Annotated in this window: 20 protein-coding genes and 1 tRNA gene; 14 read left to right on the top strand and 7 right to left on the bottom strand. The window is 42.2% G+C overall.

All coding sequences use genetic code 11. The annotated features are described in order from the left end of the window. Positions 1 to 106 precede the first annotated feature (106 nt). From H5058_RS06245 to speD, 3 genes are all read left to right on the top strand, one after another. Positions 107 to 445: a DUF3802 family protein gene (locus H5058_RS06245; RefSeq protein ID WP_011326915.1), complete on the top strand. Its 339-nt coding sequence runs from the start codon at positions 107 to 109 to the stop codon at positions 443 to 445. A gap of 169 nt (positions 446 to 614) precedes the next feature. Continuing rightward, on the top strand, positions 615 to 1,028 hold the full coding sequence (locus tag H5058_RS06250; protein WP_011326916.1) for an OsmC family protein: 414 nt from the start codon (positions 615 to 617) through the stop codon (positions 1,026 to 1,028). A gap of 87 nt (positions 1,029 to 1,115) precedes the next feature. Next, the gene (gene speD, locus H5058_RS06255) at positions 1,116 to 1,928 is read left to right on the top strand and encodes an adenosylmethionine decarboxylase (RefSeq protein ID WP_011326917.1); all 813 of its coding nucleotides are present in this window, start codon (positions 1,116 to 1,118) and stop codon (positions 1,926 to 1,928) included. Between the two features lie 83 nt (positions 1,929 to 2,011). Here speD and H5058_RS06260 read toward each other — a convergent pair whose 3' ends face one another. Beyond that, a complete protein-coding gene (locus H5058_RS06260; RefSeq protein ID WP_182677330.1) occupies positions 2,012 to 3,271 on the bottom strand; it encodes an aromatic amino acid transport family protein in 1,260 nt (419 codons plus the stop codon). 332 nt (positions 3,272 to 3,603) lie between these two features. On the opposite strand from H5058_RS06260, the gene H5058_RS06265 reads away from it, so the two are divergent. Then, complete coding sequence (locus tag H5058_RS06265; protein WP_182677332.1) at positions 3,604 to 4,110, top strand: GNAT family N-acetyltransferase; 507 nt, start codon at positions 3,604 to 3,606, stop codon at positions 4,108 to 4,110. Positions 4,111 to 4,253: 143 nt separating this feature from the next. Here H5058_RS06265 and cysQ read toward each other — a convergent pair whose 3' ends face one another. Genes cysQ through cysG form a run of 6 tightly spaced genes read right to left on the bottom strand, consistent with a single transcriptional unit; the run spans position 4,254 to position 11,218 of the window. Next, positions 4,254 to 5,024, bottom strand: a complete 771-nt coding sequence (gene cysQ / locus H5058_RS06270; protein ID WP_086995166.1) for a 3'(2'),5'-bisphosphate nucleotidase CysQ — start codon at positions 5,022 to 5,024, stop codon at positions 4,254 to 4,256. Positions 5,025 to 5,034: 10 nt separating this feature from the next. Next, positions 5,035 to 5,628, bottom strand: coding sequence for an adenylyl-sulfate kinase (gene cysC, locus H5058_RS06275; protein WP_011326927.1), 594 nt, complete (start codon positions 5,626 to 5,628; stop codon positions 5,035 to 5,037). 34 nt (positions 5,629 to 5,662) lie between these two features. Further along, positions 5,663 to 7,387 (bottom strand): SLC13 family permease, encoded by a 1,725-nt coding sequence (locus H5058_RS06280; protein ID WP_086995169.1) that lies wholly within the window; start codon positions 7,385 to 7,387, stop codon positions 5,663 to 5,665. Positions 7,388 to 7,417: 30 nt separating this feature from the next. Beyond that, complete coding sequence (cysN, locus tag H5058_RS06285) at positions 7,418 to 8,842, bottom strand: sulfate adenylyltransferase subunit CysN (RefSeq protein ID WP_011326929.1); 1,425 nt, start codon at positions 8,840 to 8,842, stop codon at positions 7,418 to 7,420. Beyond that, entirely contained in the window at positions 8,842 to 9,741 is a 900-nt protein-coding gene (cysD, locus tag H5058_RS06290) for a sulfate adenylyltransferase subunit CysD (RefSeq protein ID WP_011326930.1), read from the bottom strand. The genes cysN and cysD overlap by 1 nt, the downstream gene beginning before the upstream one ends. Positions 9,742 to 9,796: 55 nt before the next feature. Continuing rightward, the gene (cysG, locus tag H5058_RS06295; protein WP_182677334.1) at positions 9,797 to 11,218 is read right to left on the bottom strand and encodes a siroheme synthase CysG; all 1,422 of its coding nucleotides are present in this window, start codon (positions 11,216 to 11,218) and stop codon (positions 9,797 to 9,799) included. A gap of 267 nt (positions 11,219 to 11,485) precedes the next feature. On the opposite strand from cysG, the gene deoC reads away from it, so the two are divergent. The 10 genes from deoC (at position 11,486) to rpoB (ending at position 20,950) form a co-directional block, all read left to right on the top strand. Beyond that, on the top strand, positions 11,486 to 12,232 hold the full coding sequence (gene deoC, locus H5058_RS06300) for a deoxyribose-phosphate aldolase (protein ID WP_086995174.1): 747 nt from the start codon (positions 11,486 to 11,488) through the stop codon (positions 12,230 to 12,232). Continuing rightward, on the top strand, positions 12,222 to 12,722 hold the full coding sequence (locus H5058_RS06305) for a hypothetical protein (protein ID WP_089367604.1): 501 nt from the start codon (positions 12,222 to 12,224) through the stop codon (positions 12,720 to 12,722). Before deoC ends, H5058_RS06305 begins: the two co-directional genes overlap by 11 nt. A 175-nt stretch (positions 12,723 to 12,897) precedes the next feature. Further along, positions 12,898 to 12,974: transfer RNA gene (locus H5058_RS06310), tRNA-Trp, on the top strand. A gap of 132 nt (positions 12,975 to 13,106) precedes the next feature. Continuing rightward, positions 13,107 to 13,484 carry a preprotein translocase subunit SecE gene (secE, locus tag H5058_RS06315; RefSeq protein ID WP_086995177.1) on the top strand — a complete coding sequence of 126 codons (378 nt, stop codon included), beginning with the start codon at positions 13,107 to 13,109 and terminating at the stop codon, positions 13,482 to 13,484. 4 nt (positions 13,485 to 13,488) lie between these two features. Beyond that, on the top strand, positions 13,489 to 14,052 hold the full coding sequence (nusG, locus tag H5058_RS06320; protein WP_002958878.1) for a transcription termination/antitermination protein NusG: 564 nt from the start codon (positions 13,489 to 13,491) through the stop codon (positions 14,050 to 14,052). 210 nt (positions 14,053 to 14,262) lie between these two features. Beyond that, a complete protein-coding gene (gene rplK, locus H5058_RS06325; protein WP_058372361.1) occupies positions 14,263 to 14,691 on the top strand; it encodes a 50S ribosomal protein L11 in 429 nt (142 codons plus the stop codon). Positions 14,692 to 14,695: 4 nt separating this feature from the next. Continuing rightward, on the top strand, positions 14,696 to 15,400 hold the full coding sequence (gene rplA / locus H5058_RS06330; protein ID WP_011326937.1) for a 50S ribosomal protein L1: 705 nt from the start codon (positions 14,696 to 14,698) through the stop codon (positions 15,398 to 15,400). Positions 15,401 to 15,722: 322 nt separating this feature from the next. Then, a complete protein-coding gene (gene rplJ, locus H5058_RS06335) occupies positions 15,723 to 16,217 on the top strand; it encodes a 50S ribosomal protein L10 (protein WP_011326938.1) in 495 nt (164 codons plus the stop codon). Positions 16,218 to 16,291: 74 nt separating this feature from the next. Beyond that, positions 16,292 to 16,654: a 50S ribosomal protein L7/L12 gene (rplL, locus tag H5058_RS06340; protein WP_011326939.1), complete on the top strand. Its 363-nt coding sequence runs from the start codon at positions 16,292 to 16,294 to the stop codon at positions 16,652 to 16,654. A gap of 270 nt (positions 16,655 to 16,924) precedes the next feature. Next, entirely contained in the window at positions 16,925 to 20,950 is a 4,026-nt protein-coding gene (gene rpoB / locus H5058_RS06345) for a DNA-directed RNA polymerase subunit beta (RefSeq protein WP_086995185.1), read from the top strand. Positions 20,951 to 21,021 lie beyond the last annotated feature (71 nt).

Here is a 21,021-nt window from a genome sequence, read left to right on the forward strand (position 1 = left end):
AAGCAGCTTCGGCTGCTTTTTTTGTATTAGCTATGTCGCTAAGCTAGTAATTATTAGTGCTTTCTGCTTAAATTACTGAATTAATTATTTTTAAGGTATACGTGTAATGGTTTTAAATAGGCAAGGGTACGACGACTTAATTATGTACCTAACTCAAAACTTAGCTTTATTTGAAAAGCCGGGTGAAATAAAACCAGGTGCACCTACGGTTATGGAATTAATCGAAGACGTGATTGCACAAAACGTAATGCTCATATGTCAGCAGCACACAGAGCTCACTACAGAGCAGCGTAGCCAAATTGTGCGTGAAGTTGATGGCATAGTTTACGATTTACAAGAAGTCCTCAGTAGCATCACCTCGCGGCCTGTTACGGTAGAGCAACACATGTTTATTGATGAGTTTGGTGGTTTGGTTAAAAACCTATTTGATAACGCCGTTTCTTAGCCCGCAACCCTTCTATATTTTCCGGTAGCACGCTTTAAATGCGCTGACGGTTTTACCACCCTTGCATAAATTTAAGTGCCTTAGTCAAGCTAATTTATATTATTGCTGGGCGCTCACTTATTAAAGCTGATTGGTATACAATCAAGAAAATAATTTTTGAGGTATAACAATGCAAGCAAATGTAAAATGGGTTGAAGGTAATACCTTTATTGGTCGCTCTAATTCAAATCATAATGTTGTATTTGACGGTGGTAGCGACAGTGCTGCACCAAGCCCTATGGAAATGGTATTAATGTCAATCGGTTGTTGTTCATCGGTTGATGTAGTGAGCATTTTAAAAAAAGCCAAACAAGATTTTAGCAACGTAGAAGTACAGTTAACGGCAGAGCGCGCCGAAACTGCCCCACGAGTATTTACCAAAGTTAATTTACACTTTGTAGCAACGGGCAATAATGTGTCGGAAAAGCACCTTGCACGCGCTGTTTCACTCTCTGCTGAAAAGTATTGCTCGGTCGCATTAATGCTTGATAAAACAGTAAAAATTACGCATAGCCACGAAGTTGTGCAAGATCAAGTAAAATAACGCTTTTTCCATGAGTAAAATTCGTATAAAATCCGCGAACTTTTATTCTGCTAGAGCAGATTTCACTAATTTATAGGTTGGTTTATTATGAACAAACCCTTCGATAAACTTAAACTTCATGGTTTTAATAATTTAACTAAAAGTTTAAGCTTTAGTATTTACGACATTTGCTATGCAAAGACCGAGCAACAACGTAAAGAATATATTGAATATATCGATGAGCAGTACAGTGCAGATAGACTAACCGACATTTTAGGTGAAGTTGTTGATATTATAGGTGCTAACATTTTAAATGTAGCGCGCCAAGACTACGAACCGCAAGGTGCAAGCGTAACTATTTTGGTTTCAGAAGAGCCGGTAGAAGAGCAGCAAAATTACGATGCTGACGAAGCTCCAGGCCCATTACCAGATTCAGTGGTTGCCCATTTAGATAAAAGCCATATTTGTGTACACACGTACCCAGAAGCTCACCCTGATGACGGTATTTGTACTTTTCGCGCCGATATTGAAGTGTCAACGTGTGGCATAATATCGCCACTTAAAGCGTTAAACTTCCTTATTCATAGCCTAGAGTCAGACGTAGTAACAATTGACTACCGTGTACGTGGTTTTACTCGCGATATTAATGGCGTTAAGCACTACATCGATCATGCAATTAGCTCAATTCAAAACTTCATGACAGAAGATACCAAAGAAGCGTACCAAATGATGGACGTAAACGTGTATCAAGAAAACCTGTTTCACACTAAAATGATGTTAAAAGAGACTGATTTAAATACCTATTTATTCGGCCTTTCTACGGATGATTTGTCAGATGAAGAAGAGGAAGAAATTCGCTCTAAACTGACCCGTGAAATGCAAGAAATATTCTATGGCCGTAACTTGCCAGACCTAGATTAAATAGCAAAATATAGTCAATAAAAATGGCGCTCAATGAGCGCCATTTTTTTGTGTTAAAAAGCTTATAGCCAGTATATTTAGTATTATTTAAGCATGCTGTAAAGCAAAGCCATTACCGCCATTGAGCCAACCACTAATATAAATAAGGTGCTTAAACGATTACGATGCTTGTGTAATGCCGGTACTTTATAAACAGCAATCATGGGCATAATAAATAAAATCATCGCAATAATAGGGCCAGATAACTGATCCATCATATCGAGTATGCTCGGGTTTTTAACCGCGCAAAACCAAATAGCAAAAAACATTAGTACAGCACCTACCTTATCGGCAACTTTAGCGCTTATGTTCGACTGCTTAGTTACTAAGCCAGTAAAGCTTTCACGTGCACCCAAAAAGTGCCCTAAAAATGACGACATAATCGCAATAAACGCCACCAATGGGCCAAGCGTAGCAATAAACGAATTGTCAGTAATATTGGCAAGGTACGATAAAACCGACACATTTGCCGCTTTAGCCGCCGCCATTTGCTCGCCAGTTAAGGACAACACACACGAAAACACAAACAGCAATACAAAGGTAATTAACAGTAAACTGGTGCGCTTTAATATCGCCTCAGACTTAGCAACCGCTTTATTACCATAATGACCGCGTTGTACGTTTACAAAGCTCGAAATAGCCGCTGCGTGGCTAAACGAAAATACAATAATAGGAATCGACAACCACAGTGTTTTACCAAAGCTGCCCACTTCTGGCAGCGCCATATTCGGCATTTGCCAACTAGGGATCAAATACAAGGATAAAAAAAACAATATGCCCACAAGCGGATAAACTAAAATAGCAAAAGCACGAAGCATCAGCTTTTCGCCGCCCATCATTAAGCCAATCATACCTGCAACCAATACACCAGAAAGCAACACCCGCGAAGGCGACTCCATACCAAGCTGGTTCACCATAAAGCTGTCTACGGTATTGGTTAAACCGACACCATAAATAAGTAAAATCGGAAAAATAGATAAAAAGTACAGTAAAGAGATTAGCCGACCCGCGGTCACCCCAAAATGTTCCTCTACTACATCGGTAAAGTCAGCATCTTTATTTTTTGACGACAGCACAAACCGCGCTAAACCGCGGTGCGCTAAAAAGGTCATTGGAAAGGCTAAGCACGCCATAATAATTAACGGCCAAAAACCGCCAATACCAATATTAATAGGTAAAAATAAAATACCGGCACCAACGGCGGTACCAAATAGGCTTAACGTCCACTGTGTGTCGTGTAAAGTCCAAGAAGACTGTTTTGCTGTAGATGCATTAAAATGCGTAGCATCTTGAGATGGGGGCATAAGCTCACCAGGTTTTTTTTAGAATAATAATGACGGCAAAGCATATAGTTTTTACTTAATGATTTCATTCGATAAACTAGCTTAATATTCGCTTATTTGTAGCGTACCAGTTACGCCTGTAATTAATTTGCAACAGCGTTATAAAAGTGAGCAGAGAATGGCAGTGGCTTTAGCTCAACGTTAAAAATAATAAGCAGGAAAGGTGCACTTAAAAAGGGGGTTAATAGCTTTTCCCCATAAAGTTTAAAGTTTACACACTGCAATCTAGAGTATAATTATTGTAAACCCTACTTTCCACCTAGGTTGTAAAGTGATTGAAAACAGGAGTTTTTGTGATATTTGAAACCTTGTCAGTTAAGCATTTAGCTATGTTATTGCAATTTGAATCAGAAAATAAAGCTTGGTTTGAATCAATGCTGCCGCCGAGAGAGGATTACTTTTATCGCGATTTAGGCATTAAAATGCATATTTATGATGCCATTATAAACATGCAATTAGGTACGCATTATTCGGGTGTGCTTATTGTTAATGAGCAAATTGTTGCGCGCGCAAATTTAAAAGATATAACAGGGCAAACAAACACTGCCGCAGTGGGTTATCGAGTTGCTAAAAATAGCATAGGTAAAGGCTACGCCAGTTTTTGCCTTAACGAATTAATTAGCATAGCCGCTCAGCATTATGCAGTTAACAAGTTAGAAGCCTTAGTGCTAGATAATAACCCCGCCTCAAAAGCCGTACTATTAAAGTGTGGCTTTAAAGCTCTATCACATAAAGACAACTACATGACAATAAACGAACTCACATTAGGCGTTACACACTTTTTACGCGCACCGATTTAAGTGTTTTTTGAGGTGAAATTGGAAGATTAAAATATTGTGGTTAACAGCGGTTATGCGTTGGGTTTCGCTTCACTCAACCCAACCTACGGTGTTTAAATTGACATAGAGCTGCTAGTAGCTAAAAGCCCGCAGCTCTAGGCGCTTTATTCTTCAATAGCTGAAACAATAAAATACGGATTCAAATACTCATCTTTGGTGTTGTAAATTAGCGGGCTACCATCAAGTTTAGTCACTTTAGCGCCGGCTATTGCGGCAATGGCATGGCCTGCACCGGTATCCCACTCACAGGTTGGGCCTAAGCGCGGGTAAATATCGGCGCTGCCTTCGGCCACTAAACATAGTTTTAGTGAGCTGCCTTTTGAAACCATTTCTACCTCGTCAAAGCGTTTTACAAATTCGGCTAAATCGGGTGAGGGGTGTGAGCGGCTGCCAACTACGCGTATTAACCCTGTGTTTGGCTTGGTAGTTACTTTTAGCTCTATGCGCTCATCGCCTTTGTCTTTAAATGCGCCTATGGCTTCGCTTGCTAAGTAAGATACGCCAAGGGCTGGGGCGTCTACTACGGCTAAAACCGGAATGCCATTTTCGATAAGTGCGATATTTACGGTGAATTCACCATTTTTTTTAATAAACTCTTTGGTGCCATCGATAGGATCTACTAGCCAGTAACTTTTCCATGCTTTGCGAACTTCCCAGCTTATATCGGCGTTTTCTTCACTTAATATAGGAATGTCGGGAGTGAGCTGCTGTAGCCCTGCGACAATAATTTTATGAGCTGCTAAGTCGGCGTCGGTTACAGGGCTTTCATCGGCTTTGTATTCAACGTTAAAGTCCTTTTGATAAATTCCCATTATGGCGCTACCCGCTTTGCGGGCAAGGATCAGGGTTTCTTCTAGCAGTTCGGTTTGGTTCATTGGGGTTAACCTATATTATGTGCTGTTGTTTTAGATACGTTATCAGCTGAACAACCGATTGGTCTAGCGTGTTTTTACTGGTATCTAAAATTATTTCTGGATTGATGGGTATTTCGTAACTGGAATCAATGCCGGTAAAGTGTTTAATTTCGCCAGCGCGGGCTTTTTTGTATAAGCCTTTAGGATCGCGGCTTTCGCATACATCGAGTGGGGTGTCGATAAATACTTCAATAAACTCCTTGTCATCTACTAAGCTGCGTACCATGTCGCGCTCTGCTCTAAAAGGCGATATAAACGCAGTAAGCACTAACAAGCCAGCGTCAACCATTAGCTTTGCTGTTTCGCCTACGCGGCGAATATTTTCAACTCGGTCTGCGTCGCTAAAGCCTAGGTCTTTACATAAACCGTGGCGTACGTTGTCGCCATCGAGCAGGTAAGTATGAATACCTTGTTGATTAAGTGCGGCTTCTAGCGCGTTTGCTACAGTGCTTTTACCGGAGCCCGAAAATCCGGTAAACCATATAATAGCGCTCTGATGCTTTTTTTGCTCACTACGTTGTGCTTTAGTGGTTGCGTAGTTATGCCAAACAATATTTTCATCCATAGTGAGTTATCTCTTTATGCTGTGCGTGCCGGTATTAAAACGGAAATACTAGCGGGATCAAGGTTAATACTGTTATTGAATAAATAATAGAAAGGGGCAAGCCCATCACTACATAATCTTTTAAACGATAGTTACCCGCGCTGTAAACCATAAGGTTAGTTTGATACCCAAACGGCGATATAAAACTTGCTGATGCGCCAAACGCAACCGCCATAATAAATGGCAGTGGGTCTACGTTAAAGCCAACGGCAAGTGAATAGGCAACCGGAAACGACAATGCTGCAGCGGCGTTATTGGTTATCAGCTCGGTAAATAATACTGTCATTAAAAATATTGCGATAAAGGCGCTGTATGGGCCAAAGTCGCCAAGTACTACAAACATAGCCGCCGATATTTGCCCAGCAAGTCCGGTGCCTATCATTAGTTTTGCTAAGCCTATGGCGCTGCCTACTACGGCGAGTAACTCAATAGGAAAGCGACGTTTTACTTCGCTAAGCTTAATAGTACCGCAAAGCATAAAGCCAATCAGTAATACTAATAAGCCTTTAACTAGCGGCACTAAGCCAATAATACTTAAGCCCAGTACAGCGGCAAAGCTTAGCAGCACAATGTTTGACTGTTTAGGCGCTAGGTGAGTTTGTAAATCAAACCCCGATATATACACAAATTCGCGCTTTAAATTAGGCAAGCTGTAAAAGTTTTTACCCGGGGCGAGTATTAGTGAGTCGCCTGCTTGTAAGTGCACTTGCCCTAAACCACCTTGCAGGCGATCGTGGCCGCGGCGAATAGCAATAACGGCCGCATGAAACTGCTCTCTAAAGCGGGCTTCTTTTACGGTTTTACCAATAAATTTTGAAGACTGACTTACGACAACCTCTACTAAGTGTTCTATGTCTTTTTGATGATTGTCGTGCACTACTTTTAAACCATCGAAACGCGTAAGTAGGGGGACTGATTTTATATCGCCCACAAAAAGTAATATGTCGTTTTGTTTAATTATTTGCTGTGGCGTGACCGCACAAATACGTTGGTTATCGCGAATTATTTCGCCTAAAAATAAGTCTTTAAGTTCACGCAGGCCATTTTCTTCTACGGTGCGACCAATTAGCTTTGAACCGGCTTGTACTTTACCTTCAAGATAAAAAGGTACGACTTCTTGGTCGCTTTTACCGTTGTCGGGTAAGTATTTTAACATGACTAAAATGGTGATTAAGCCCACGCTTAATGCGCCCAAACCTACTAAGGTAAAGTCAAAAAATCCCAGTGGTGCCATACCCGCATCTACGGCAAAACCATTTACGATTAAGTTGGTAGATGTGCCAATAAGGGTAATAGTGCCGCCTAAAATAGCAGTGTACGATAGTGGTAATAGTAACTTTGATGGTGAGTGATTGGGGTTGTCTTTTATCGCGGTAATTAAGGAAGCAACCACGGCGGTGTTATTGGTAAACGACGATAAAAACGCGGTCGAAAGTCCCAATTTAGTCACTGATTTAACTAAACTACCACTCGATAGCGATTGCGCTAATTTTTGAATAAGGGTGGTTTTTTCAATCGCAATTGACACTAATATTAATAGCACCAAAGTAATTAGCGACGGGTTAGTATAATTAACTAACATGCTTTCTAAATCTATTAGCCCTGCTAAGTAGCTGCTACCAATGGCTCCCACAAATAGCCATGCAGGATTAAGCCGAGTGCCAAAAAGGCACCCGACTAAGGTAAGCATAATGCCTGTTAAAATGAGCTGATCTATCATGCTTTATATCCTATAACAGGCTAAAAAGTATTATAACTTTGATATATCAAGCGCTTGCCAATGCGGAAAGTGCTTGCGTACTAAAGTGTTAAATTCAACTTCAAAAGCACTAAAGTTACTTTGCTGCGCTTGGCTTTGCAGTACTTGCTCTATCATACCGGCTGCAATAGTTAAGTTAGATAAGCGATCGATAAGTATAAACGAGCCGGTTTCGTGATTACTGTGATACTCATCAGCCAAAATAGTTTCGCTAAGTTCTAGCGTTACAATAGCGATTTCGTTTAACTGTAGAGTGTCGCTGCTACCATGCTCTAAGGTATTTACATCGATAGTGTGATCAATCTTAGTAACTTGAGCAGAGGTGTTTTTGCTACCAAGTTTAAAGTTATAGCTTTTACCTAGTTGCAGCGGCGTTTCGTGCATCCATACTAATTTAGCTTGTAGCTGGTTGGTAACTATTGCCGTAGAACTTGCAGGTACAATGACATCGCCTCGGCTAATATCAATTTCGCTATTTAGCGTAACGGTAATTGCTTGGCCAGCTTGTGCACTGTCTAGGTTGCCATCAAAGGTAACAATTTCTTTAATGCTAGAAGTTTTGCCCGATGGTAGTACTTTTATTGCATCGCCCACTTGTAACTTGCCTGAGGCTAGTGTGCCCTGAAAACCGCGAAAGTTTAAGTTAGGACGCGCCACATACTGCACCGGTAAACGTGCTTCAAAGTCAGTGTCGATTTGCGCTGCTGGCGAGTCTTCTAATAACTCTAGCAATGGCTTGTCGGTGTAATAAGGCGTATGTACAGAGCGAGTAACTACGTTATCGCCTTTAAGCGCCGACATAGGTACAAATTTAATGTTACTTACATTAAGTTGCTCGGCAAACTTTAAGTAGTCGGCTTTAATTTTTTCATAAACAGTTTCGTCAAAATCAACGATATCCATTTTATTAATAGCCACAACAAATTGCTTAATACCAAGCGAGTCACAAATAAAGCTGTGGCGCTTAGTTTGTACTTGCACGCCGTAACGCGCATCCACCAAAATAATGGCCACATCGCTGGTTGATGCACCCGTTACCATGTTACGCGTGTATTGCTCGTGCCCTGGGGTGTCGGCAATGATAAACTTGCGCTTAGCGGTTGAAAAGTAACGATACGCTACGTCAATGGTTATGCCTTGCTCGCGCTCAGCTTGTAGGCCATCTACAAGCAATGCTAAATCAAGGTCATCACCTGCGTTACCTACTTTTTCGTTATCTTTATGCAGCGCTGCTAGCTGATCTTCATAAATTTGGTGGCTGTCGTGCAGTAGGCGGCCAATGAGTGTTGATTTACCGTCATCTACGCTGCCACAGGTAAGCATGCGTAATAAGCTTTTGTCTTGCTGACGTGCTAGGTAAGCGTCTATACCGATTGCTTTTACTTCGTTAAATGTGTCGTTATTTTGATTAGCCATTAGAAATACCCTTCACGTTTTTTCTTTTCCATTGAGCCTGCCGAGTCATGGTCAATAACTCGACCTTCACGTTCAGATGACGTAGATAGCAGCATTTCTTCAATAATTTCGGTTAATGAGCTGGCCGTTGATTCCACTGCACCGGTAAGTGGGTAGCAGCCTAAAGTACGAAAACGTACCGACTTCATCATTGGCACTTCACCCTCCAAAAGTGGCATACGCTCATCGTCAACCATAATTAAGGTGCCGTCGCGATCAACCACTGGGCGCTCTTTTGCTAGATACAAAGGCACCATGTCGATGTTTTCTTGATAAATATATTGCCAAATATCCAACTCGGTCCAGTTAGACAGTGGGAATACACGAATACTTTCACCTGGATTTACTTGGCTGTTGTACGTATTCCAAAGCTCTGGGCGTTGGTTTTTAGGATCCCAGCGGTGGTGCTTATCGCGAAATGAATAAACACGTTCTTTAGCGCGTGACTTTTCTTCGTCGCGGCGTGCGCCACCAAAGGCAGCATCAAAGCCATATTTGTCGAGTGCTTGCTTTAAACCTTGAGTTTTCATTATATCGGTATGTTTACCAGAGCCATGCTCGAATGGGCTTATACCAATTTCCATGCCTTCTGGGTTTTTATGCACTAGTAGCTCAAAGCCGTATTCTTTGGCAATACGGTCACGAAATTCAATCATTTCGCTAAACTTCCAATTAGTGTCTACGTGTAATAACGGAAACGGAATTTTTGCAGGGTAAAATGCTTTACGCGCTAAGTGCAAAAGTACCGACGAATCTTTACCAATTGAGTAAAGCATTACTGGGTTCTCAAACTCAGCGGCGACTTCGCGCATGATTTTGATACTTTCAGCTTCAAGCTGCTGAAGGTGAGTTAAAGCCATTGTTAGTCGTCCTACTAAAATAATTAAAAGTTAAAATCTAATAAATGTATAAAGCTTATGCCACATCGGTAAGTGGTTGCGCAAAACTGCTAGTCTGCGCTTTGGCACCAAACCAATGTAACTCTTGGTGCAAGGATGCTACTTCGCCAATAATAAGCAGCGCAGGAGAAACCACACTGTTACGCGTAATTAAATCGGCAAGCTCGCCCAGCTTTCCAGTAATTACGCGTTGATTTTTACGGGTGCCGTTTTCAATAATGGCAACGGGTGTGTTGGCGTTGCGGCCATGCTTTAAAAGCTCAGCTTGTATATGTGGCGACTTTATCACGCCCATATAAATAGCTAAGGTTTGATTTGGTTTAGCCAGCGATTGCCAATCGAGTTCTTGGCCGTCTTTTTTACAATGCCCGGTTACAAACTGAATCGCTTGTGCGTGGTCACGATGGGTAAGCGGAATACCCGCATAGGCACTGCATCCTGCAGCGGCAGTTATACCAGGTACAATTTGATAATTTACCTTGTTAGCCGCAAGTACTTGTACTTCTTCGCCACCACGACCATAAATAAACGGATCGCCACCTTTAATGCGGCATACTTTTTTACCTTGCTTGGCTAAATCGACCAGCATTTGGTTAGTGTCTTGCTGCGCTACGCTGTGATCGCCTAAACGCTTGCCTACACAAATAAGGTCGGCATCGCGGCGCACTAACTCCATGATCTCGTCAGACACTAAATAGTCATAAACCACTACATCGGCTTGTTGCATAAGTTGCAGTGCCTTAAGTGTCAGCAATTCAGGATCGCCAGGGCCTGCACCTACTACATAAACCTCGCCTTCGGGCTCGGCTTTAGCATTTAGCATGTGTTCTAACTGTTGCTCTGCGGCTTGGGTGTCGCCGGTTTGTACTTTACTAACAACAGATGAGTCGAATACGCCTTCCCAAAACTGGCGACGATCGGCAAAGTGCTTAAAGCGTTGTTTTACTTTGCTTCTAAAGCCACCCACAAGCGTTGCCAGCGGGCCAATATGTTGCGGTATTAGGGTTTCTAGTTTTTCGCGTAAACGGCGCGCTAATACCGGGGCAGTGCCTGCGCTGGATATAGCAATTGTGATTGGGTTGCGATCGACAATCGATGGAAATATAAAGGTGCACTTAGGCTGATCGTCAACTACATTAACAAAAATGTTATGAGCATTAGCCAGTTCAAACACTTGGCTATTTACATGTTCCAAATCAGTAGCAGCAATTACCAGCATCATATTTTTTAAATGTTGCTCGTTAAAGTACTCATGTATAAGCGTTACTTTATTTTCGCTAGCAAGTTCAATGAGCTGTTGGCAAAATTTGGGAGCGACTAAAGTAATACTGGCACGCGCTTTTAAAAGCGCGCTGCATTTGCGCAACGCAACATCTCCACCGCCAACAACCAATACAGGTTTGTTGTCGAGTTTGGTAAAGATAGGTAAATACTGCACGTTAATCACACCCCTAAAATAAATGGCTCGTTTAGCCTGATAGCCACAATATAGCGCCACATACTAAGTAAAAAATAATTAAAACCCACTCGTTATAACTAAAAGTTATAACGAGTGGGTTTTTAAGGCCGAAATCTTAATTAGTAAGGCTTTGCGGTCGGTTGCATGTAAAACTAAGGGCTTAGAGTGTTTGGTTATGAGCTATAGCAAGTTTAGGTTACTATAATTACAGGTATTAAATCACGGTATAAATATGATGAGGTTACTATGATTAAACAACAAAAAGAGGCTGCTTTGGCTGTCGCCTTAATGGATTTAACCAGCTTAAATAGCAACGATGATAGTGCCGCTATTAATACGTTAGTGAACAGCATTAACCCTAAATTAGGCACGCCCGCTGCAGTATGTGTTTACAGTGATTTTGTAGCAGAAGCAAAAATAGCCTTAGCTACCAGAGAGCTAAGCCATATAAAAGTAGCCACAGTAACTAACTTTCCAACGGGTGACGCACCTTTAAATACCGTAATAAACGAAACACTAATTGCCATAGAGCGCGGTGCAGATGAAATTGATTTAGTTATTCCATATAAAGCGCTAATAGCGGGTGATAAAAGCCGTGTGCTTAAGTATGTTACCGAGAGCAAAAAAGTCTGTGGGTCGCGCGCTCTACTTAAAGTGATTATAGAAAGCGGCGAGTTACAAACACCCGATTTAATCGCATCAGCCACATTATTAGCTATTAAAGGCGGTGCCGACTTTGTAAAAACCAGTACCGGTAAGGTCGCCGTTAATGCCACGCTTGATGCGACAAAAACTATACTCAATACCATTAAAGAATCGGGCAAGCTAGTTGGCTTTAAAGCGGCGGGAGGAGTTAAAACAGTTGCAGATGCGAGCGATTACTTAACCCTTGCAAGCACTATTATGGGTAATGACTACTTACAAGCAAATACCTTTAGATTTGGCGCATCAAGTTTATTAACTAATGTGTACGCGGTATTAAATGAAGCGTGATAGCGAACAAGAAAAACAACAGTTAGAGCACGAGGCAGCGAGGTTGTTTTTACGTTGTTATGAGCAGCAATATGGCATTCATATGCGCCATATTTGGCATAATGAGCCCAATAAGCCCGACGTTAGCTGCTACAAAGGCGATCAGCAACTTGATATTGAAGTTGCGCATTTATATGCCAGTGAAACCGAAGCAATGGCAGTGCTTGGCCGGCCACTGTCAATTCCAATGCAACGGGCATTGGCCGATATGGCGCAAGCCCCAAGTGAGCAAAGGTTACGCCTAGCGTTAGAGAGATTACTGGAGCAAAAAGCCACTAAATCTTATCATTCAGCGCGAACTTGGTTATTAATTCGCAATGCCAGCACTATTTGGCATAAAGCCGACTTTGATGCTCAGCTTAAAATGATTAGTGTGCCGCAAACGCATGCATTTGAGCAAATTTGGTTGTTATGCGATTTTTATCGTGGCGAGTTGGTACGTTTATTTTGATTTTTTTACGGTAACTCATTGCAGGAATGACTTTTTATTGCATAAATAAATATTAATTTAGCGGGTTAAGTGGTTAAATAATGCGGTGTGTAAATTAACGGTGAAGATTTTATCAGATGACAATCTTTACTCTTGTGTTAATGAACTGCGTAAGTATAATAGGCATCCACTTTGCAGGGGCGTAGTTCCAATTGGTAGAACAGCGGTCTCCAAAACCGACGGTTGGGAGTTCGAATCTCTCCGCCCCTGCCAATATTACTCGCGTTGCGGGTAAGTCTGGGGTTAAAAATCGGTTTAAATAAGTCTGTTTTTAAGTTTGGATTTTAATGGATTAACCCTACCATAGCGTAGGGTTGTTGTGTCTGTAGTTAAGGTAATAATATTATGAGCACGAATGTAGAAACGCCATCAAGTGCGATGGAGTCAGTAAAGTGGTTAGTAGCAATAGTGCTACTTGCAGGCGCAGTTGTTGGTAATCACATGTTTGCAGATCAGTCTGTATTACTACGTGCGATTGGCGTTGTAGTTGCAATAGCAGCTGGTTTAGCAATTGCCTCGCAAACAGCTAAAGGACGTACTTTCCTTACTTTTGCTAAAGAAGCAAGAATTGAAGTGCGCAAAGTAATTTGGCCAACGCGTCAAGAAACTACCCACACGACATTAATTGTAATGGTTGCAACAGTGATAATGGCACTTATCCTTTGGGGATTAGATGGCATTTTATTCCGCGCTGTAGGCTTTTTAACTGGATTGGAGATCTGATCCCATGTCGGATGAGAACGAGAACAAAGAAATTAAGTTACGTTGGTATGTAGTACAGGCCTTTTCTGGTTACGAAAAGCGTGTAGCTCAAACGTTAATTGAACATATTAAAATCGAAGGTCTAGAATCGAGCTTTGGTGAGATACTAGTACCAACTGAAGAAGTTGTTGAGATGCGCGCTGGCCAAAAGCGTAAATCTGAGCGTAAATTCTTCCCAGGTTATGTATTAGTACAAATGGATATGAATGACGCAAGCTGGCACTTAGTGAACAGCACAGAACGCGTTATGGGCTTTATTGGCGGTACGTCTGATCGTCCTGCTCCTATCAGCCCTAAAGAAGCTGAGCGCATTCTTAATCGCCTACAAGAAAATGCTGAAGCACCTAAACCTGCTACCTTATTTGAACCAGGTGAAGTTGTTCGTGTTACTGACGGTCCATTTGCTGACTTTAGCGGTGTTGTTGAAGAAGTTGACTACGAAAAGAGCCGCGTTAAAGTGTCGGTACTTATTTTTGGTCGTTCTACACCGGTTGAACTTGAATTTGGTCAAGTTGAACAAGATAAGTAATTGATTAAAAAAGTGATGCTGATTTTTCTATAAAATTTGGCACGAAGCTTGAAAAAGGCCGCTGATTAACTTATAATCAGCGGCCTTTTTGTATTTGGGTAAATTAATTTACGCTACAAAAAGTACGAAACAATTTTTTAAATTGGGGAGCCGTTAGAGTACGCGTCCTCGCGCGCACAAGGCTGAGACCCACTTAATGAGGTATTTATAATGGCTAAAAAAGTTGAAGCTCTAATCAAGCTACAAGTTGCCGCTGGTATGGCTAATCCTAGTCCACCAGTAGGTCCTGCACTAGGTCAACACGGTGTGAACATCATGGAATTCTGTAAAGCGTTTAACGCACGTACAGAGTCTATCGAAAAAGGCGCTCCAGTTCCTGTAGTGATCTCTGTTTACGGTGACCGTTCTTTTACGTTCGACATGAAAACTCCACCTGCAGCATACTTGCTACTTAAAGCAGCTGGCGTTAAATCAGGCTCAGGCCGTCCTAACACTGAAAAAGTAGGCACAGTAACTCGTGCTCAACTTGAAGAGATTGTTGAGACTAAACGAGCTGACCTTACAGCTTCTGATTTAGAAGCTGCGGTTCGCACTATCGCAGGATCTGCTCGTGCGATGGGCTTGAGCGTAGAGGACTAAGAATATGGCTAAATTAACTAAACGTATGCGTACTATCCGCGAAAAAGTGGAAGTAACTAAAGATTACGAAATCAACGAAGCGATCGCGCTTTTAAAAGAGTTAGCGACAGCTAAATTCGTAGAAAGTGTTGACGTTGCTGTTAACCTTGGTATCGATGCTCGTAAATCTGATCAAAACGTTCGTGGTGCAACTGTACTACCTAACGGTACTGGTCGTGACGTTCGCGTTGCAGTATTCACACAAGGCGCTAACGCAGAAGCTGCGAAAGAAGCCGGTGCTGAATTAGTAGGTATGGAAGATCTTGCTGAGCTAGTTAAAAAAGGCGAGATGAACTTTGACGTTGTTGTTGCATCACCAGACGCTATGCGTGTTGTTGGTCAACTAGGTCAAATCTTAGGCCCACGTGGTCTAATGCCAAACCCTAAGACTGGTACAGTAACACCTAACGTTGCTGAAGCAGTTAAAAATGCAAAAGCGGGTCAAGTACGTTACCGTAATGACAAAAATGGTATCATCCATACTACTATTGGTAAGGTTGATTTCACTGCTGAGCAATTACAACAAAACCTTGAGTCACTAATTGTTGCGCTTAAGAAGGCTAAACCTTCTCAAGCTAAAGGTGTTTACGTGAAGAAAGTAAGCATCTCTACAACAATGGGCGCAGGCGTTGCTGTTGACCAAAACACGTTAAGCACTACTGTAGCTTAATCGGTGTTTACATGGCGTGAAATTTGTACTATAATTTCGCGCCATTTTGTTGATTAATTAGTTTTTCAGCAAAGTAAAGAATTCGGGTTGAAGTCCATAATTTCGTTGCACCTTAGGGTAAAGCGATAAATTGGACTTCCGTCCAAGACCGTAGGTGGCTTCGGCCTTAATACTCACCTACGTAGACGGTGTAGACCCCAGATAGATTTTTCCTAATCCTTCTGGCTCTCGCCGTAAAAAGCATCTCTATCTTGTTTGATAGGGAAGAGTAGAACAGGGGACACCGAGTGTCGGTAACCCCATTAAACCAGGAGTAACACCCATGGCTTTAAATCTTCAAGGCAAACAAGCAATAGTTGCTGAAGTCAACGAAGCAGCCAATGGTGCTCTATCTGCAGTTGTTGCAGATTCTCGTGGTGTAACAGTTGGCGCAATCACTGCCCTTCGTAAAGAAGCTCGTGCAAATGGTGTTTGGATGAAAGTTGTCCGTAACACTTTAGCAAAACGTGCTCTTGAAGGAACACAGTTTGAGTGCCTTTCTGATTCATTTGTTGGTCCAAGCTTAATCGCTTTCTCATCAGAGCACCCAGGTGCTGCTGCGCGTATCTTTTCTGCTTTTGCAAAAAAGAACGAGAAATTTGAGCTTAAAACGGCCGCTTTTGAAGGAAATGTTGTTGATGCAGCAATGCTTGCTACATTACCTACATACGACGAAGCTGTTGCACGCTTAATGAGCGCTATGAAAGAAGCGTCTGCTGGTAAATTGTGTAAAACAATTGAAGCAGTACGTGTACAGAAAGAAGAGCAAGCTGCTTAATTTTAAGTTGTTTAATCCCTTTCGGTGTAAAATTTATTTGGACTTAAAGTCCGTTAATTATTAGGAAATTTGAAATGTCTGTATCTAAAGACCAAATCCTTGACGCAATTGCTGAAATGTCAGTAATGGACGTTGTTGCTCTTATCGAAGCAATGGAAGAAAAATTCGGCGTAACTGCTGCTGCTGGTATGGTAGCTGGTCCAGCTGCTGAAGCAGTTGAAGAAAAGACTGAATTTGATGTAATCCTTACTGGCGCTGGCGCTAACAAGGTTTCTGCAATCAAAGCAGTTCGTAGCGCAACTGGCCTAGGCCTTAAAGAAGCGAAAGCTCTTGTTGAAGCTGCACCAACACCTGTTAAAGAAGGTATCTCTAAGGAAGAAGCTGAAGCTCTTGCTAAAGACCTTACTGAAGCTGGTGCTGAAGTTGAGGTTAAGTAATTTAGCTTTTGCTAAGTTCGCTGCCTGAGAAATCAGGCAAGGGCTGGTGATTATTTAATCACCGGCCTTTTTGCGCTATAGAGTGATGCACTCTTTTAGTTCAAATAAAATCTGGTTTTTTCTTTACTTTCAACGCTTTATAGTTTGCTAGTGTTAAAGTGGGACTAAATTAGAACAACAATCAAATGTTGTAAATCTTGGCATAGATGCCAGTTAAGTCTGTTCTTACAAGAACAGGTCGGGTCAAAGATCAGCAAGCTGAGGAACCCCATGGCTTACTCTTATTCTGAAAAGAAACGTATCCGTAAGGATTTTGGTAAACGTCCACAAGTTTTGGATATACCTTTCTTACTATCTACACAGTTAGAATCGTTTAAAAAATTCTTAGTGCCTGACGCTGATGGCGATCATGGTTTGGAAGCAGCCTTCCGTTCTGTGTTCCCAATTAAAAGCTACTCAGGAAATTCTGAGCTGCAATACGTAAGTTATCGTATTGGCGAGCCAGTTTTCGATGTAAAAGAATGTCAAATTCGCGGTGTGACTTATTCTGCTCCACTTCGCGTGAAATTGCGTCTTGTAGTTATGGACAAAGAAGCTCCAGGCACAGTTAAAGACATTAAAGAGCAAGAAGTTTACATGGGCGAAATTCCGCTCATGACCGATACCGGTACCTTTGTAATCAATGGTACAGAGCGTGTTATCGTTTCTCAGCTACACCGTAGCCCTGGTGTATTCTTTGATAACGACCGCGGTAAAACTCACTCATCGGGTAAAGTGTTATATAACGCACGTGTTATCCCATATCGTGGTTCATGGTTAGACTTTGAATTTGATGCAAAAGATAACTTATATGTACGTATTGACCGTCGTCGTAAATTACCGGCGTCTATTATCTTACGTGCACTTGAGTACTCGAGTGAAGACATTCTTGGTATTTTCTTCGACAACACTACGTTTGAAGTAACTGACGGTAAAGTTCTTATGGAACTGGTACCTTCACGTTTACGTGGTGAAACCGCCGCTTTTGATATTAAGAGCGAAGACGGTGAAGTGTTTGTTGAAAGTGGTCGTCGTGTTACGGCTCGCCATATCAAGAACATCGAGAAAAAAGGCATTAAGCAATTAGAAGTACCACATGAGTACATCATTGGTCGTGTATTAGCGAAAAACTATGTTGATGAGTCAACAGGTGAAGTTGTAGCTAATGCAAATGACGAGCTAACGCTTGAATTAATGGCTGAATTGGTTAAAGCCGGTCACACTAAAATTGATACGTTATATATCAATGAAGTGGACAGCGGTGCTTACATGTCAAATACCTTGAACATTGACTCTTCAAGCAGCCGTTTAGAAGCATTAGTAGAAATTTATCGCATGATGCGCCCAGGCGAGCCACCGACGAAAGACGCGGCTGAAGCCTTATTCCAGAACTTGTTCTTCTCAGAAGAGCGCTATGACTTATCAACGGTAGGTCGTATGAAGTTCAATAGCCGTGTTGGTTACGATACCGATACAGGCCCAGGCACATTAAGCAAAGAAGACATCGTGTCGGTTATGAAGGTATTGATTGCTATTCGTAACGGTGTTGGCGATGTAGATGATATTGACCACTTAGGCAACCGTCGTATACGTAGTGTTGGCGAAATGGCTGAGAACCAATTCCGTGTAGGTTTAGTGCGTGTAGAACGTGCTGTACGTGAGCGTTTAAGCTTAGGTGACCTAGATGCGATAATGCCACAAGATCTTATTAACGCTAAGCCTATTTCGGCAGCGGTTAAAGAGTTCTTCGGCTCGTCTCAGTTATCACAGTTTATGGACCAAAATAACCCGCTATCAGAAGTAACGCATAAGCGTCGTATTTCTGCATTAGGGCCGGGCGGTCTAACTCGTGAGCGCGCAGGCTTTGAAGTACGTGACGTTCACGTAACTCACTATGGTCGCGTATGTCCAATCGAGACTCCTGAGGGTCCAAACATCGGTCTAATTAACTCATTATCTACGTACGCACGTACTAATGATTATGGTTTCTTAGAAACACCTTACCGCAAAGTGGTAGACGGTGTTGTAACTGATGAAGTTGATTACCTATCAGCCATTGAAGAAGGTCAGTTTGTTATCGCACAGGCGAACTCAAACTTAACCGAAACCAATGAGTTTGTAGATGAACTTATTCCATGTCGTCACAAAGGTGAATCTACCTTTATGGGACGTATGGACCAGCAATATATGGATGTATCACCACAACAGGTGATCTCTGTAGCGGCAGCACTTATCCCGTTCCTAGAACACGATGATGCTAACCGTGCATTGATGGGTTCAAACATGCAACGTCAAGCAGTACCAACATTGAAAGCGGATAAGCCGTTAGTAGGTACTGGTATTGAGCTAACACTAGCGAAAGACTCTGGTGTTACTATCGTTGCAAAACGTGGTGGTGAAGTAATGTATTGTGACGCAAGTCGCATCGTTGTTAATGTACATGAAGAAGAACGCGTTCCAGGCGAAGCGGGCATCGACATTTACAACTTAACCAAATACACACGTTCTAACCAAAATACATGTATTAACCAAAAACCAACTTGTATGGTTGGCGAACCGGTTACTCGTGGCGATGTGTTAGCAGATGGTCCTTCGACTGACTTGGGCGACTTAGCTCTTGGTCAAAACTTGCGCGTGGCATTTATGCCATGGAATGGTTATAACTTCGAGGATTCAATCTTACTTTCAGAGCGCGTAGTTGAAGAAGATCGTCTAACGACTATCCACATTCAAGAACTACAGTGTATTGCCCGTGATACTAAATTAGGTTCTGAAGAGATCACTGCAGATATCCCGAATGTGGGCGAATCTGCACTAGGCAAGCTTGATGAATCAGGCGTTGTTTATATTGGTGCTGAAGTTAAAAGCGGCGATATTCTGGTAGGTAAAGTGACTCCGAAAGGCGAAACGCAATTAACTCCTGAAGAGAAGCTACTACGAGCTATCTTCGGCGAAAAAGCGTCTGACGTTAAAGACAGCTCTTTACGTGTACCAAATTCTGTAACTGGTACTGTAATTGACGTGCAAGTTTTCACCCGTGATGGTGTTGAAAAAGATAAGCGTGCGTTAGAAGTTGAAGAAATGCAGCTTCGCGATGCGAAGAAAGACTTCAACGAAGAGTTCCGTATTCTAGAAGCTGGTGTATTAGACCGTGCGCGTAAGTTACTTATCGCAGCTGGCTTTGATGAAGACAAATTAGCGTTATTAAATGCTGAGAAGCTACTTACGCAAAGCCTTGCTGAAGAAGACAAGCAAGCTGAGCTTGAGCAATTAGCAGCCCAGTATGACGAGCTTAAAGCTGAATACGATAAGAAGTTTGAAAACAAACGTCGTAAAATCACTCAAGGCGATGACCTAGCACCTGGCGTACTTAAGATTGTTAAAGTATACCTAGCTGTTAAGCGTTGTATCCAACCGGGTGATAAAATGGCGGGTCGTCATGGTAACAAAGGTGTTATCTCGACTATCGTACCAGTAGAAGATATGCCATACGATGATAAAGGTCGTACGGTAGATATCGTACTTAACCCACTGGGTGTACCATCACGTATGAACATCGGTCAGATCCTTGAAACACATATGGGTCTAGCTGCACGTGGTATTGGTGAACGCATTGAAGAAATGATGAAAGAGCAACGTGAGCTGCATGAGTTACGCGCCTTCATCAAGCAAGCCTACGAAATTGGCGAATCTCGTCAAGTAGTAGACATTGATAGCTTTACAGATGACGAAATTCGTCGTTTGGCTGAAAACTTAAAAGGTGGTTTACCAATAGCTACTCCAGCATTTGATGGCGCGAAAGAAAACGAAATCAAAGACATGCTAGAGCTTGCGGGCTACCCAAGAAGTGGTCAGGTTACACTTTATGATGGCCGTACTGGCGATCAGTTCGAACGTCAAGTAACCGTTGGTTACATGTACATGCTGAAACTGAATCACTTAGTTGATGACAAAATGCATGCGCGTTCTACTGGTTCTTATAGCCTTGTTACTCAGCAGCCGCTGGGTGGTAAAGCACAGTTCGGTGGCCAGCGTTTTGGTGAGATGGAAGTATGGGCACTTGAAGCTTACGGTGCTGCTTACACTCTACAAGAAATGCTAACAGTGAAATCGGATGACGTGAACGGTCGTACTAAGATGTATAAAAACATCGTTGATGGTAACCATAAAATGGAACCAGGTATGCCAGAATCGTTTAACGTATTGTTAAAAGAAATCCGCTCACTGGGTATCAACATCGAGTTGGAAGAAAATTAAGCCAATTAGATGCTGCAGTTAACGCTGCAGCATCTGTTACGGCCGAATAGAATGTAGGGACGAGACTACCC

Source organism: Pseudoalteromonas sp. SR45-4 (assembly GCF_014163535.1).
GTDB classification, from domain to species: Bacteria; Pseudomonadota; Gammaproteobacteria; order Enterobacterales; family Alteromonadaceae; genus Pseudoalteromonas; species Pseudoalteromonas nigrifaciens.